Below are 14,645 nucleotides of genomic sequence, written 5' to 3'. Positions count from 1 at the left end.
ACCGCCCTGTTCGCCTGCATGCTGCCGCGCCATACTGGACATGCCACGGCGGGTTCGCCGTCACGGGAGGAAAGAGGCGTGTAATGGCCGAAGCGAAAACCCTCGTATCAGGACTTGGAATGGGAGAATCTGCCCGCTGGCACCGCGGCGAGCTGTGGTTCGCGGACTGGATGGCCGGAACCATTTCGGCGCTGGATGCCGAAGGGAGCGTTCGCCGGGTTGCAGCTGTGCCGTCCTCCCCCATCAGCTTTGACTGGCTGCCGGACGGGCGGATGGCTGTGGTGTCCGGCAGCGATGCAGCGGTTCTCCTGGAGATCCCGCATGCCGGCCTGGTTCCCCTGGCTGATCTGCACGGAATCTCGGAGTATCCGTGGAATGAGATCGCGGCGCACCCCTCGGGCAGCATCTACGTCAACGGGATCGGTTATGACTATGCCGGAGAGGCTTCCGACAACGGAGTCATTGCCGTCCTCCGGCCGGACGGTTCACTGGACCAGGTGGCCGAGGGGCTGGCTTTCCCCAACGGCATGCTGGTCTCCGCGGACGGCAGCACGCTGGTGGTGGCGGAGTCCAACGCCGGACGCCTCACGTCATTCACTATCCGGGAGGACGGGAGCCTCAGTGAAGGTTCCATGTGGGCGGATCTGGCAGGAGGCGCTCCGGACGGTATCAGCTGGGACGGCAGCGGCGGAATCTGGGTTGCCGAGGTGCCCGGTGAGCGCTGTGTCCGAGTTGACCGGGGAGGAACGGTTCGGGACACGGTCCAGCTGGAGCAAGGCTGCTTCTCCTGCGCTGCCGGGGGCGACGACGGCGGTCTCCTGTTCATCATGACGGCCCAGTGGCCCCAGGTCATGGATCCCGCGGCCGGGAACACCGGCCGCATCTTGGGGCTAAGGGTCAAGCAGTAGCCGCCTACTTGATGGCTCCCGCCGTCAGCCCGGCAACGAAACTGCGCTGCAGCAGGAGGAATCCCACCACCACGGGAATGCTGACCACCAGGGACGCAGCCATGATCTGGTTCCAATAGACATTGGTCTGGGTTGAATACAGCTGTAGCCCCACCGCGAGGGTCCTGTTCGCGTCAGTGGTCATCACGGAGGCAAACAGCACCTCTCCCCAGGCCGTCATGAAGGCATAAATGGCCACCGCAATCAGGCCCGGACGGGCGGCGGGAAGAACAACACGCAGCAGCGCGCCCATCGGCCCGCAGCCGTCCACTTTCGCAGCCTCATCCAGCTCCTGGGGAATGCCGTCAAAGTATCCGGACAGCATCCAGATGGCGAAGGGCAGGGAGAAGGTCAGGTAGGTGATGACCAGCCCCAGCCGGGTGCCGACCAGCTGGACACCCAGCGTGGAGTTGATGTTCACGAAGATCAGGAACAGGGGCAAGAGGAACAGCACACCGGGAAACATCTGCGTGGACAGCACCGTGGTGGAGAAGATGGTCCTCCCGCGGAAGCGGTACCGGGAGATGGCGTAGGCGGCGAAGATCGCTATCACCAGGCTCAGGATGGTGGCGGCGCCGGAGACGATGAGGCTGTTCACGAAGTAATCCGCCAGCCGCACGGTCTTCCACATATCGATGAAGGGGGCGAAGGTGAGGCTGGACGGCCACCAGCTGAAGGGTCCCTGCACATCCGAAAGCGGCTTCAGTGCCGAGGTGATCATCACGTAGACGGGAACCGCCGTGAAGATGGTCAGGAAGGTGATGACCACAATGCGGAAGTATTTTGCCCCGGTGGTTTCACGCACGGCGTGACCTCCTGTTGATGGTGAGCAGGTAGATTCCGGTAACGATGAGCAGGAAAATCAGCAGCAGCACCGACATCGCGGCCCCGGAACCAAAGTTCCACGTCAGGAAGGACGCGTTGTAGATATGGAAGGAAATCAGGTCGCCGGCCGGTGGCTGGGCCGTGCCGAAGAGGACAAACGGTGTGTTGAAGTCGTTGAACGTCCACAGGAACATGACCAGGATCAGGACCAGGTTCACCGGCCGGAGCATGGGCAGCGTGATGGAAGCCCACTGGCGCAGCGGCTTGGCGCCGTCAACGGCTGAAGCCTCGTAGACGTCGTCGGGGATGGACTGCAGCCCGGCCATGAGCATCAGGAAGGCGAAGGGCCACAGCCGCCACAGGGCCACCACCACAATGGAGACGAAAGCGTTGTCACCGATCAGCCAGAAGGGCTTTTCCCCGCCCAGTCCCAAGTTGTCGTACAGGAAGTGGTTCACGGCTCCTGTGTCTTTTTGCAGCATGAACTTCCAGGCGATGATGCCGGCGTACATGGGGAGGGCGTAGGGAACCAGGAACAGCGTGCGGAACAGGCCGCGGCCCCGGAAGTTCCTCTGCAGTGCAACGGCCGCAGCCATCCCCATGCTCCAGGCCAGGCCCACCACCAGGACAGTGAAGCCGCATGTGATCAGGAAGGAGCGCAGCAGCGCCTCGCCCACGGCAGCATTGAAGTCCAACGCCACCTGGTAGTTGGCAAGGCCCACAACGGGAGCCTCTCCCCAATTGGCAATGAAAGCCCTGGTGAGCTTGAGAAAGCTCATCCAGATACCGGTGAACATGGGGATCACATGGATCAGCAGTTCAAAAACGACGGCGGGGGCCAGCAGCGCATAGGGCAGCCACCACCCGGCCTGCCGAGGCCTGCGGGCTTTACGGACCGGGCCGTCCGGTGCCTTGGTTTCCTCAGCGGATATCGCAGTGGCCATGACAGCCCACTCCCCTTTCCTTGCCTGCACCCCAAAAGCTGTCCCGGGTCCGCGCTCGCGGACCCGGGACACTGGATTAGCCCGCCGCTGCCACCTGTTCCTGCGCGGTCTGCATGGCGTTGCGGATGTCGTCAGTGCTCACCGTGCCGCCCGAGGCGATGGTGGCGAACATCTGGTTCATCGCATTGCCGACGGTGCTTTCAAACTGGTCTTCCGCCGGTACCAGGGGCAGCGGCTTGGACTTGGTGGCGTAGATATCCGCGAAGGTTGCGGCCTCTTCGGCATTGTCCGTGAAATTGGGTTCCGCGCCGGTGAGGACCGGCAGCGAGGCGAACGGACGTCCCAGTGCGGTCTGCGTGTCCTCACTGGTCATGAACTCCACGAACTTCATGGCTCCGTCTGCGTTGTCCGTATTGGCAAAGACGGAGAGGTTGATGCCTGCGACGTGGCTGGCAACGTCGGTTTCGGAGTCAGCCGGAGCCGGGAACGCCACCACTCCGTACTGGTCGTCGGTCATTCCGTTGGCTGCAATGCTGTTGTTCGCGTTGTTTTGATTGAGGATCATGGCCACTTTGCCGGTGGCGAAGTCGTTGACCGCCCGGATGGCGTTTTCATACTGGACGTTGGAGGTGTTGACCACCTTGTCCGTTTGCATGAGATCCAGGTAGCGCTTGATCCCGTCCACCACACCGTCGGAAGTAAACGTTGCCTCACCCTCGGAATCGAAGAGGTCAGCACCGTTCTGCGCCGCATTAATGAAGGCAAAGTGTGCATTCTCGGTGTAGCTGCCACCGGCCAGTGCCAGGCCGTACTGGTCCCCGGTGGTGAGGGCCTTCGCGTCGGTGACGAGTTCTTCCCATGTGGTGGGAGGAGTCAGCCCCGCTTCCTCAAACATGGCCTTGTTGTAATACAGCCCGTACGCCAAACCGTAGAGCGGAACCGAGGTGGGGTCCTCCCCCGGTGCTCCACCGGTATCCAGGGCTGCCTGGACAAACTTATCCTTGCCGCCGATGGCTTCAAATGCCTGGTCGTCAAAGGGCATGAAGGCACCCGTGGACTGCAGGGACGCGGCCCATGTATTGCCGATGTTGACGACGTCGGGCGCCTGGCCTGAAGTGACGGCGGTTTGGATGCGGGTCTGGAGGTCGTTCCAGCCAATCACCTCCAGTTCAACCGGTATGCCGGTTTCTTCCGTGAACTTCTCCAGCTGGGGACTCAGTACCTCCCTGTCATTGTCCAGGCTGGTGCCCTGGTTGCTGGCCCAGTAGGTCAGGGTTTCCCCGCCGCTGCCGGCGGCGTCGGAGGAACCTCCGTCCCCGCCGTCTCCGCCGCTGCAGGCGGTGGTCAGGACAAGCGTGCTGATGGCCGCGGCCGCGGCAAACGAACGAATTTTCATGGATGACTTCCTTGTCTGGATCCGTTGGTGCCGTTAGCGAGGATGCGGCCTGCACCTCCGAGACGAGGGCTGGTGGAGGGAATTCCCAGCGGCTGCCGTTCGTGGCGGCGCCCTCCGGGCTCGCTGCATCCTTGATGCGTAATATCGGAGAAGTTTAGTCCTCCGGGTCGGAACCACAAGGTGTTGCGGCCGGGAAAAGTACCAAAGCGGTGAGTCTGCCGCGGCGGCCCCAAGAACAGATGCCACTGCTAGGGTGGTTGCTGATCGCTTAGTTAGTTCGCCTGGTGCGCTCTGCGGATGCACCTGTTCCGTTGAGCTGGCTTTAGGGGACCGGGACCACGGGAGGGCATCTGCGATGACGGATACGGCACAGCGGCTGCTCGCGTCGGCCACGGCCGCCTTTGCTTCCAAAGGGTTTCACGGCACCACAACCCGGGATATCGCCAACGGCGCCGGAGTAACTCCGGGTGCCGTGTACGTGCACCACAATTCCAAGGAAGATCTCCTTTACAGCATTTCAAAGCTGGGCCATGAGAAAACTCTTTCCCTGGTTCGGGAAAGCGCTTCCATTGATGGCGATCCGGCGACGCGAATGGCCGCCTTGGTAAGGAACCTTGTTCGGTGGCAGGCTGCCAATCACACCAGTTCCCGCGTGGTGAATTTTGAGCTTCCGGCTCTAAGCGCGGAGCATCTGGCGGAGGTCCTCCGCATGCGCCACCAGGTGGAAGAAGAGTTCCGCGCGCTTGTTGAAGCCGGGGTGGAGCAGGGGGTATTCACGGTTCCGGATGCGGATATGGCTGTGGTGACGCTGCTCTCGATGTGCATCGACGTTTCCCGCTGGTACCGCGACGATGGGCGGCTTAGTGCTGCCGAACTCGGCGAGCATCACAGCCGCATGGCCCTGCGCATCCTCGGGGTTGCTGAAGCCGGCACAGCAGTGGAACCCGGCCGGGCAAAGGGCACAGAGGGGCGAACCCACCCTTGACGTAGCCGCCGGACGAGGGTGGGATCATGCTGTGGAACATCGGCTGAGGCCGCTGCCTCCGCAGCTATACGGACACTCCGCAGCCACAGGTGAGGGACCCCATGACCACTGATTACGATGTTTACGATCTCGGCGACGTACCACTGCAGTCCGGCATGTCGCTGCGGAACGCGCAATTGGCTTATAAAACGTACGGAGTCCTAAACTCCGAACGCAGCAATGCCATCCTTTACCCCACGTGGTTCTCCGGACGCCACTGGGACAATGAGTGGCTCATCGGGGAAGGAATGGGGCTGGACCCTGCCAAGTATTTCATTGTGGTGCCAAACATGCTGGGCAACGGGCTGTCCTCCTCCCCCAGCAATTTTCCCGAGCCTTTTAATGGTCCTCGTTTTCCCAACATCACCTTCTTCGACAACGTCGCATGTCAACACCGTCTCGTGACGGAGCACTTCGGAATTGACCATCTGCGCTTGGTGCTGGGCTGGTCCATGGGTGCCGGCCAAACCTACCAATGGGGCGTCAGCTATCCGGACATGATGGATGCCCTGCTTCCCTTCTGCGGTTCACCCCGAACAGCACCGCACAACATCGTTTTCCTCGAAGCGGTCCGGGCAGCCATCACCGCTGATTCTGCCTGGCAGCAGGGGTGGTACCAAGCCGAGCCGAAGATTGGCCTGCGGGCAGCGGCGCGCGTTTATGCCGGCTGGGGCTTTTCCCAGGCCTTCTACTGGCACCAGGAATGGCGGAAGCTGGGGTTCACCTCACTGGAGGACTTCCTGGTGGGCTTCTGGGAAGACTTCTTTCTGGACAACCGGGACGCCAACAACCTGCTCACCATGCTCTGGACCTGGCAGCACGGAGACGTGGGAAAGACACCGGGCTTCGACGGGGACACGGGTGCCGCGCTTGAATCCATCCGGGCCCGGACCCTGCAGATGCCGGCCGAAAAGGACCTCTACTTTCCGCCGGAAGATGAGGTGTGGGCGTCGGGATACATCCCCGACAGTGAGGTGCGGGTGATTCCCGGAATCTGGGGGCACTTTGCCGGCGGCGGCAAGAACCCCGCCGATGTGACCTTCATAGATCAGGCGGTCACGGAACTGCTCGGCTGACGCCGTCAGGTCATTCACTCCCCCGCGGCTGAGATCCGCTGCCGCAGATTGTGCAGGCCGGCGCGGATCATAGCGCCGTAACCGTCGTCAGGCAGCTCCGGGCAGCAGGATGTGCCGGCCTCCCAATGTTCAGCAGCCAGTTCAACCTGCCGGCGGCGGAGGTACCCGTCACCCAGATTCAGGTGCAATGAAGGAAGCATGCCCCGTACGGACGCGATACCCACCGGGGAAAGATCCGCGTCCTCCAGGAAGCCATGTTCATGCAGGGCCGTCTCATCCCAGGCGATCTCGGCGTCAAGTTCGTCCTGGACATCGGCAAGGTAATGCGCCAGTACGCATCGCTGTGCATGGTCCCCTTCGCCGGTGCTGCCCCAGCTGGCACTGAGCACGCGGATGCCTTCCGCCTTGTCCCCGCCAAGCGCTGTGCCCACCGCTGCAAGCACTTCATTCCAATCAGCCATCGCTCCCCCGGGTACCTTAAAACGATAGGCAGCGCCCTTGCGTGGCCCTGCGGTCAGCTTACTCAGAGACCCCTTCGTCTAGGGAATTCTTTGCGGTGGAGGTTTATTGATTGCTTGTGGTGAGTTGGATGTTTGAAGGTCGGACCATATCCGGAAAACTGGATATGAGTGGATGGAAATGGATACGAAATGGACAAAGGGGAAGCGCGGCCCCCGGCTATCCCGCGGACCGCGCCTGCGCTTTAATCTGCCGTGCGGCTCAATGACCGCCGTTCTCCCCACTCAGGCAAAGGCCGAGAACCCAGTGATGTGCCGCCCCAGGATCAGTGACTGCATGCTGTCCGTGCCCTCATAGGTGAAGACCACCTCCATGTCCGTCAAATGCCGGGCTACGTGGTTCTCCAGGAGCAGTCCGTTGCCGCCCATGATGTCCCGCGCTTCCGAGCAGATCCAGCGGCCCTGGCGTGCCGCGAACATCTTGGCCATTGAAGCCATCGGTCCGGTCATGCTGCCCTCGTCGCCTAGCTCATTCAGCCGAAAACAGGTCAGCTTGATGGCGGTCAGCTGGGCCAGCATGTTGGCCAGTTTGTTCTGCACGAGCTGGAAACGCCCGATTTCCTTGCCGAACTGCACGCGCGTTTTGGCGTAGGCCACGGCGATCTCGTAGGCGGCAACGGCATGGCCGAGGGCTTCCCATGCCACTCCCCCGCGCGTGGCTGCCAGCACCTTGTTGACGTCTTTGAAGGAATTACAGTTCTCCAGCCGGTTTTCCGCCGGTATCCGCAGCCCCTCAATAACAATGTCGGGCTGGAGCACCGCACGCTTGCCCATCTTCCCGGTAATAACCGTGGCATTGTAGCCGGCGGGATGGTTGCCGTCGGCGTCCTTCTCCATAACAAAAGCTTTCACCGCACCGTCGGCTTCATCACGGGCATAGATGACGACGACGTCGGCGAAGCTTGCGTTGCCGATCCACCGTTTGCTGCCGTTGAGAATGTAGACGTCCCCCTCCCGCCGGGCGGACGTTTCCAATGAAACGGAGTCGGATCCGTGCCCCGGTTCGGTCAGCGCAAACGCTCCGATTTTCTCAAACCGGGCCATGGACGGCAGCCAGCGCTGCTTCTGTTCGTCGCTGCCGAGCATGTCGATGCTGCCCATCGCCAAACCGGAGTGGACCCCGAAGAACGTGTTGATGGAACCGTCTCCGCGGGCCAGTTCGGCCGCAGCCGTGGAGGCTGCCAGCCGGGTCAGGCCGGGGCAGCCGTAGCCCTTGATGGTTCCGCCGGCGATGTTCAGGGCGGCGAGCTTGGGAATCAGCTCATAGGGAACCTCTGCGCGCTCCCAGTAATCATTGATGACCGGCAGCAGATCATTGTCCACGAACTCGCGCACCCGGCGCTGGACGTCCCTGGCCTGGTCGTCCAGGAGATTGTCCAGCAGGTACAGGTCACTGTCGACGTCCTGCACGTTCGTTGGGTCAAAGCTGAAACCGGTGGTGGTCTCCGGCTGCTCGAAGGTCTCAAACTGCTCGGTTGTTTCGGCGGTCGTCATATCGGCTCCAGCGCATCGGTGAGTGGTAACTGATCGTTTAGTAACCGAGTATGGGTGCGATGCGGAGAGCCGTCAATAGCCGAGGCACGGGGCGTGAGGGGCGGGTTGCCTTCCACCGCCATCAGATGCGGGAGCCAGCACTGAGGCAGGCTCCCGCATCTGATGATTCAGCTACCGGATGGACGATGCACCGGCAAAAAGCCGGTCAGTTGCGATTTGTGCGCCGCGGCCCAAGGACTCCAGCTTGGCTACCGCAATGTCGGGATGAATGCGTCCGCCCAGGCCGCAGTCCGTCCCCGCAATAACGTTTTCACGGCCAACAAGACCGGCAAAGCGCTCTATCCGCTGAGCCACCAGCTCCGGATGCTCCACCACGTTGGTTGCATGGGACACCACCCCGGGAACCAGGATCTTCCCGTCCGGCAGCGCCGTCTCGCGCCAAATGGCCCATTCATGTTCGTGACGGGCATTGGCTGCCTCAAAGGAGTAGGAACCTGCGTTGATGCCCAGCACCACATCCACGATGTGCCTGAACTCAATGTCAGTGGTGTGCGGTCCGTGCCAGGATCCCCAGCACACATGGAACCGGATTTGCTCCTCCGGAAGCCCGCGCAGCGCATAATTGAGTGCGTCAACGCGGATCTGCGTGAAGCGCCGGTAATCCTCGACACTGGGCTCAGGGTTGATCTGGTCCCAGTTCTCCGCAATGGAGGGGTCGTCAATCTGAACGGTCAATCCGGCATCAACAATGGCTTTGTATTCCTCGCGCAGGACATCCGCCCACGCGTAGATAAACTCTTCCTCGCTCTTGTAGTACTGATTGCCGATCCGGCTGGCCGAGCCCGGTGACAGGGCGGTGATAAAACCGGTGGAAAGATCCGCAGCTTTCAGGCCGGTCTTGAGGTTGGCGATATCAGCGGCCAATGCATCATGTCCGCTGTAGCTGATGGGTCCGGTTGCTGCGGGAAACGCGGTGGCGTTCCGTCCGAGCTGAATTCCGCTTTCCGGATCGGAGTAGGCACCGGAAAACCGGGTCCAGTCCCGCCGGTCGGCAAACGACGTGAGCCGAATATTTCCGGGTTCGCTGCGGAGGGGACCTGCCGTGATGGGATTGAATTCGGTGAGTTCCAACCCGGACGTGCGCTGGAAGCTGTATGTCCACCAGGCACCGTAGTCCACGGCATTGGACATCGCCTTGCCGTATTCTCCGTCTCCTGGGATCGTAATCCCCAGGCTCTTCTGGCGCTGGACAAGGTCAACAACGGCATTGGTCAACAATGCTTCAAACTCCGGCGTACGTTCCAGGGTGAAACCGTCATCGGCGTAGGTCCGCGCAGCATTCGCTGCAATTAGCTCCGGTGTCCGGGGCAGGGAACCGGCATGGCTCGTGGGAATGTGGTCGTGCGTCATGGCATATTCCTTCCATCGTTCCTGCCATTAGCACCTTTCCGGGAGGAATGTCCCGGGGGAAGCTGCAGCGTCGCGGAGGCAGGTCTCTCAGCTGCTCTGGATGGTGTGGGCCTGTTCCTGCCCACCGGCAACGCGGGATGCGTCCCCTCCCCGGGTTTCCCCGGGTGCCGAGCGGAAGGGCTTAGCAGCCAGCATGGCGGAACGGGACCGAAAATCCCAATGGCGCGTTATATGACAGGCGTCCCGAGAAATATGGCGGAGTATTGCGCAGGATAAGGCGCTGGTCAGTGCTGCGCTGCGCTGTACGCTTCGCGGATTTCCTGGCTGATTCGTCCGCGGGCACTCGGCTTGTAGCCGTTGGCGATCGCCCACTCACGAATCTTCCGGCTGTCATCGCTGCGGGGGGCGGCGTCACGGCGCGCACTGCGTCCGGTTGAACCGCCGCGCAGGCGGCGCCCGGCGGAAATATAGGGACTCAGTTTCTCCCGAAGTTCAGCCGCATGCTCCGACGTCAGGTCAACTTCATATTGTGCACCGTCCAGGGCTACCCGCACAGTTTCCTGTGCATCTTCCCCGGTAAGGTCATCAATCAATAGGATTTGCCGTTTCTGGGCCACGTGATCTTGTCCCTCTTCTGATAATCCTGAACCACCCCTGTCATTCAGCTTAGTCGTCGGGCTCACACAGAATAGGCTGCACGGCTAATTCAGCTTTAACGGTGGATAACTAATCCCCAAAGGGCCCCGTGCCGCCGGTCGCGGGAAGAACCGGACCGGCGGCACAAAGGAAAATGCGGCAGTATTTTCCCGAACTGGAACGCGTCTAAAGCACGTGGTCACAAACCGGGAAGGCTGCTCAGGGCAGTTATGGTCCGGGCTTAGTGGACCGCCAGGCCGTCGGGCAGTTCATTGGCGGGCCGGCGCACAAAGAACGACGCCGCCAGCGCCACCAGGGAGATGACTGCACCCCAGAAGAATGCCGTATGCACACCGGCAGCAGCGGCCGGAATACCGGCCGCGCCGTCGTTGATTGCTGCAGTGGTGCCGGCCGTCATCAGGGTGATGAATACCGCGGTGCCCGCCGCACCGGCCAGCTGCTGGAGCGTATTGATAATGGCGCTGCCGTGCGAGTAAAGCGACTTGTGCAGGGAGCCCAAAGCCGAGGTGAAGAGCGGCGTGAAAATGAATCCCAGGCCGGCATTCAGCAGGCAGTGCAGCACGATCACCATGGGGACGGGGCTGGTCTCGTCCAGTGTCGTCATGCCCCACAGTGCTGCGCTGAGCAGCAGTGCACCGGGAATGACCAGCGGCCGGGGACCGACTTTATCGAAGAGCCGGCCCACCACCGGCGACAGGATGGCCATGACCGCGCCGCCGGGCAGGAGCAGCAGACCGGTGTCCAAGGTGCTGAGTTCCAGGACGTTCTGCAGGTAGAGCGGCAGGACAATCAGGCAGCCGAACAAGGCCATCATGGACACCAGGACCATGACGATGGCAACCACAAAGGGCTTGCTGGCAAAAGTCCGCAGGTCCATGAGGGCCTGGTCCTTCCGCTGAAGCACCAGCTGGCGGAAGACGAACCCGGCCATGGCCAGCACTCCGGCGGTCAGCGGAATCCACAGCGGCATCAGAGCCTTGCCCTGGGCGGCTTCTCCGATGCTGCTGAGGCCAAAGATCAGCCCGCCGAAGGCGAAGGTGGAGAGCACGATCGAGAGCACATCGAAGGGAACCTTGCGGGGCTCGGTTAGGTTCTGCACCTTCCAGGCGCCCACGGCCAGGGAGAGCAGGGCGATGGGCAGGACGAGCCAGAACATCCAGCGCCAGTCCAGCGCGTTGAGGATGATGCCTGAGACAGTGGGGCCGATGGCAGGGGCCACTGCAATGACAATGGAAATGGTCCCCATCATCTGTCCGCGCCGGTGGGCGGGGACGGCGTTCAGGACGGTGGTCATCAGCAGCGGCAGCATAATGGCGGTTCCGCCCGCCTGGATGATGCGGCCGCCGAGCAGTGCGCCGAACCCCGGAGCCAGGGCGGCCAGCAGCGTTCCCGCGCTGAACAGTGACATGGCGGTCAGGAACAGGCCTCTCATGGAGAAGCGCTGGAGCAGGAACCCGGTGGAGGGAATCACCACGGCCATGGTGAGCATGAAGCCCGTGGTCAGCCACTGGGCGGTGCCGGCGGTGATGTTGAGGTCCGCCATGAGGCGCGGCAGGGCCACGCTCATGATCGTCTCGTTCAGGATCACCACAAAGGATGAGACGAGCAGGAGCCCGATCACGGTCTTGGTGCGCGGGTCCAGCGCATCCGGTGCGGGGGTTGATGTACGGCGCTTGGGCCTGCCGGTAGACGGCGGGGCGGAAGTGGCGACAGATGACGGGTTAGCGCTCAAAAGGGGAGAATCCTGTTCACGGTGGTGTGCGTTCAAACGTTCAATGCGGGCCGGGCCCTGCATGCAAGCCTAAGCGGGCCCCCATCGGGGACCCGCCATCGGACGCAACCTGCCCCGCAACCGGTTTATTCCCGGACCGGCCGCAGGGCAGCCCCAGTGGCCGCAGCAATGGAACCCAGCCCAAGCACCGCCGTCGTTCCGGCAAGTGCAAGGAATATCCCCGGAACAATGGTGGGAAAAGGCTGGCCGGATACGTTGAACGCAATGCCCATCAATGGCGGCAGGGCGAGCACGCTTCCCAGTATGACGGCGGAGAGCACCAGCAGCAGCGATTCCATCCCCGTCATTCGCCGCAGCTGGCTGTTGGAGGCACCGAGGGCCTGCAGCAGCATCAGCTCCGGACGCCGCCGAGCCGTGGCCATGACCAGGCTGTTGACCACGGACAGCCCCACGTATCCCAGGAGGACCAGCAGTCCCACTACGGATATCCAGGACTCCGCTTTGCGCTCCGATGCGCCGGCGGCACCCAGCTGCCCGCTGTCCGACGCTGCCAGGCCCAGCGCGGCAATGTCCGCCGTCAGCTGTGCAGCGTCCGCATTGTCCTCCGCGGTCACCAGCACGTAATCGCTCAGCCCCGACGTGGTGTGTTCGCGCAGCGTGCCGTTGTCCACTGCCAGATCCCCGAATCCCAGTCCCCGGGAGTAGGTCGCGACGACGACGGCGGTTGCCTCGGTTCCGTCGCCGTAGGAGAAGGCGAAGTCTGCACCCACGGTGCTGCCGGTAGACCTGGCGAGGTCTTCACTGAGGGCCACCGTTCCCGGCTCGGCCAGCCGGTTCAGCGATCCCTCCTGAACACCCAGGTCCAGGGCGGACTCCGGATCATGGGTTCCCAGTCCGGAGATCAGGTAGCTCTCCACGGTTTCCTCCACTCCCATGACCGTGGTCGGGACGAGGGCCGCGGACCGGGCCACGGGTGTTGCCGACCGTACTCCCGGCACGGCAGCAACCTCCCCGGCAAGGGCCGGGGAGATCCCGGAGCCCGGAGCGGATACCAGGTACTGGGCCACCATGCCGTCGCGGGACTGCCGGACGGCCTCGCTTTCCACGGTGGCGGGCATGAACAGCTGCACTGATCCCAGGGCGACTGCCAGCGCAAGCGGAACAATGCCGGCGGCCAGCCGCCGGGGAAATGCCGAGGCATTCGCTTCGGCCAACACCAGGGACGCGGAGGGGCTGTTGCGCAGCAGCGGCTGCACCGCTTTGAGTATCCCGGCGACGATCCACGGGCCCAGAACACCGGCAGCGATGATCAGCAGCAGGACACTTCCTGCTGCGGCAGCCAGTCCTCCCAGTCCGGGGACAGCCAGCGGCGTGAGCGCCGCCAGCAGTCCGGTACCCAGCAGGACCAGGCCGGTGACGGTCCGCTTTCTTCCCAGGGCGCGGGTTTCAGTGGCAGCTTCCCGAAGCGCCGTCGTCGGTGTGGCCCGCACGGCTCCGCGCGCTGCCACCAGTGCAGCACCCGCCGCGGCGGCGCAGGCCAGCACCACGGCGGCGAGGGCAGGGAGCGGACTGTAGGCAAGGGCGAAATCTTCCGGGATGACGCCGCCGGCTGCGAACTGCCCGGCCAGGAAGTGGGCCAGCCAGAACCCGGGCAGTGTCCCCAGGACCGCGGCAACCCCTGACACCAGCAGCACCTCTCGGACAACCATGCCCAGGGTTTGCCCGGCCCCGGCGCCCACGGCGCGCAGGAGAGCGAACTCCCGGCGGCGGGCCAGGATGGACAGGGACAGGGTTCCGGCGGTCACGAAGAGCGCCGTCATGACGGCGGTTCCCGCCAGCGAGGTGCTCAGCAGCAGCAGTGTTGACCTGCCCGCTCCGCCTACGGTTTCCACGTCTCCGCGGCGGTCTCCGGTGTAGCCGACGACGCCGCCCACCTGTGTTTCGATGGCCGCCGCCAGTTTCTCGGGTTTCATTCCCTCCTGGGCGATGACGCCCACAGTAGCCACGCTGTCACCGTGCGGCCACAGGGCAGCTGCGCCGGCAGAGCTGAGGAAAGCGGCGGACGCGGCCGTGCCGGCAGCATCTTTTGCGGGCACAGTGCCGCTGGATTCGGCTACCCCGGAGACCGTGTACTCCGCAGGCTCTCCCCCGTGGGACAGCACGATCCGCGCCCCCGGCTCGGCTCCAAAGGACCTGTCCAGCACAACCTCGTGCGTTCCCCGCGGGGCGCTGCCGGACACCAGCACGTACGGAGCCAGTTCCGCCGATTCCCAGGCGGCGGCGTCCACACTGCGGCCGTCGGCACTGACCAGCGCAATGCTGACGTTGCCGATGGCCCGGTCCACCCCCGGGACGGCGGCAATGATGGACACCGTGTCCTCCGGAAGCAGGACCCGTTCGGCGAAGGGCACCGCGACGTCCTCCGGAACGGGCATGGACTGCGGGGCGCCGATCACGACGTCGGCACCGGCAAGGCGCTGCGGTGCGGTTCCTCCGCGCAGTCCGGATTCGATCAGGACTCCCATGGCGGTGATCAGCGCCGCACACAGGAACACGGCCACAAAGACGCCGGCGAACCCGCCGCGGTTGTGCCGGATGGAAGACTTGGCAAGTGCGAGCATG

At 63.2% G+C, this 14,645-nt stretch carries 12 protein-coding genes; 3 read left to right on the top strand and 9 right to left on the bottom strand.

Going from position 1 to position 14,645, the window contains the following annotated elements; all coding sequences use genetic code 11:
• The first annotated feature begins 119 nt into the window (after positions 1–119).
• Positions 120–908 (top strand): SMP-30/gluconolactonase/LRE family protein, encoded by a 789-nt coding sequence (locus tag ACIQXM_RS13715; RefSeq protein ID WP_400932402.1) that lies wholly within the window; start codon positions 120–122, stop codon positions 906–908.
• A 4-nt stretch (positions 909–912) separates the two neighbouring features.
• On the opposite strand, the gene ACIQXM_RS13710 is transcribed toward ACIQXM_RS13715, so the two are convergent.
• The 3 genes from ACIQXM_RS13710 to ACIQXM_RS13700 form a co-directional block, all read right to left on the bottom strand.
• On the bottom strand, positions 913–1,752 hold the full coding sequence (locus tag ACIQXM_RS13710; protein WP_400932401.1) for a carbohydrate ABC transporter permease: 840 nt from the start codon (positions 1,750–1,752) through the stop codon (positions 913–915).
• The gene (locus ACIQXM_RS13705; protein ID WP_400932399.1) at positions 1,745–2,716 is read right to left on the bottom strand and encodes a carbohydrate ABC transporter permease; all 972 of its coding nucleotides are present in this window, start codon (positions 2,714–2,716) and stop codon (positions 1,745–1,747) included. The genes ACIQXM_RS13710 and ACIQXM_RS13705 overlap by 8 nt, the downstream gene beginning before the upstream one ends.
• Before the next feature lie 76 nt (positions 2,717–2,792).
• On the bottom strand, positions 2,793–4,112 hold the full coding sequence (locus ACIQXM_RS13700; RefSeq protein WP_400932397.1) for an extracellular solute-binding protein: 1,320 nt from the start codon (positions 4,110–4,112) through the stop codon (positions 2,793–2,795).
• A 355-nt stretch (positions 4,113–4,467) separates the two neighbouring features.
• Between ACIQXM_RS13700 and ACIQXM_RS13695 the strand changes: the two genes are divergently transcribed.
• Complete coding sequence (locus ACIQXM_RS13695) at positions 4,468–5,097, top strand: TetR/AcrR family transcriptional regulator (protein WP_400932395.1); 630 nt, start codon at positions 4,468–4,470, stop codon at positions 5,095–5,097.
• Positions 5,098–5,198: 101 nt separating this feature from the next.
• Positions 5,199–6,212 carry an alpha/beta fold hydrolase gene (locus tag ACIQXM_RS13690; RefSeq protein ID WP_400932393.1) on the top strand — a complete coding sequence of 338 codons (1,014 nt, stop codon included), beginning with the start codon at positions 5,199–5,201 and terminating at the stop codon, positions 6,210–6,212.
• Positions 6,213–6,226: 14 nt separating this feature from the next.
• Here the strand turns inward: ACIQXM_RS13690 and ACIQXM_RS13685 are convergent, their stop codons facing one another.
• From ACIQXM_RS13685 to ACIQXM_RS13660, 6 genes are all read right to left on the bottom strand, one after another.
• Entirely contained in the window at positions 6,227–6,673 is a 447-nt protein-coding gene (locus tag ACIQXM_RS13685) for a hypothetical protein (protein WP_400932391.1), read from the bottom strand.
• 282 nt (positions 6,674–6,955) lie between these two features.
• Positions 6,956–8,224, bottom strand: coding sequence for an acyl-CoA dehydrogenase family protein (locus ACIQXM_RS13680; protein WP_400932390.1), 1,269 nt, complete (start codon positions 8,222–8,224; stop codon positions 6,956–6,958).
• A 171-nt stretch (positions 8,225–8,395) separates the two neighbouring features.
• Entirely contained in the window at positions 8,396–9,634 is a 1,239-nt protein-coding gene (locus ACIQXM_RS13675; RefSeq protein WP_400932388.1) for a cobalamin-independent methionine synthase II family protein, read from the bottom strand.
• A gap of 284 nt (positions 9,635–9,918) precedes the next feature.
• A complete protein-coding gene (locus ACIQXM_RS13670; RefSeq protein WP_400932386.1) occupies positions 9,919–10,251 on the bottom strand; it encodes an Lsr2 family protein in 333 nt (110 codons plus the stop codon).
• Positions 10,252–10,511: 260 nt separating this feature from the next.
• Positions 10,512–12,023 carry an MDR family MFS transporter gene (locus ACIQXM_RS13665; RefSeq protein WP_400932384.1) on the bottom strand — a complete coding sequence of 504 codons (1,512 nt, stop codon included), beginning with the start codon at positions 12,021–12,023 and terminating at the stop codon, positions 10,512–10,514.
• Between the two features lie 125 nt (positions 12,024–12,148).
• Positions 12,149–14,644, bottom strand: a complete 2,496-nt coding sequence (locus ACIQXM_RS13660) for an ABC transporter permease (protein WP_400932382.1) — start codon at positions 14,642–14,644, stop codon at positions 12,149–12,151.
• Position 14,645: the final 1 nt, after the last annotated feature.

Source organism: Arthrobacter sp. NPDC097144 (genome assembly GCF_044762205.1).
GTDB lineage: Bacteria > Actinomycetota > Actinomycetes > Actinomycetales > Micrococcaceae > Arthrobacter_B.
The sequence above is the reverse complement of the archived record's forward strand: the minus strand, read 5'-3'. Positions and strand labels throughout refer to the sequence as shown.

Bases quoted from the DNA above. Each gene is read 5' to 3' on its own strand.
- ACIQXM_RS13715 (WP_400932402.1), top strand. From the start codon at position 120: ATGGGAGAATCTGCCCGCTGGCACCGCGGCGAGCTGTGGTTCGCGGAC.
- ACIQXM_RS13705 (WP_400932399.1), bottom strand. From the start codon at position 2,716: ATGGCCACTGCGATATCCGCTGAGGAAACCAAGGCACCGGACGGCCCG.
- ACIQXM_RS13700 (WP_400932397.1), bottom strand. From the start codon at position 4,112: ATGAAAATTCGTTCGTTTGCCGCGGCCGCGGCCATCAGCACGCTTGTC.
- ACIQXM_RS13695 (WP_400932395.1), top strand. From the start codon at position 4,468: ATGACGGATACGGCACAGCGGCTGCTCGCGTCGGCCACGGCCGCCTTT.
- ACIQXM_RS13690 (WP_400932393.1), top strand. From the start codon at position 5,199: ATGACCACTGATTACGATGTTTACGATCTCGGCGACGTACCACTGCAG.
- ACIQXM_RS13685 (WP_400932391.1), bottom strand. From the start codon at position 6,673: ATGGCTGATTGGAATGAAGTGCTTGCAGCGGTGGGCACAGCGCTTGGC.
- ACIQXM_RS13680 (WP_400932390.1), bottom strand. From the start codon at position 8,224: ATGACGACCGCCGAAACAACCGAGCAGTTTGAGACCTTCGAGCAGCCG.
- ACIQXM_RS13675 (WP_400932388.1), bottom strand. From the start codon at position 9,634: ATGACGCACGACCACATTCCCACGAGCCATGCCGGTTCCCTGCCCCGG.
- ACIQXM_RS13660 (WP_400932382.1), bottom strand. From the start codon at position 14,644: ATGCTCGCACTTGCCAAGTCTTCCATCCGGCACAACCGCGGCGGGTTC.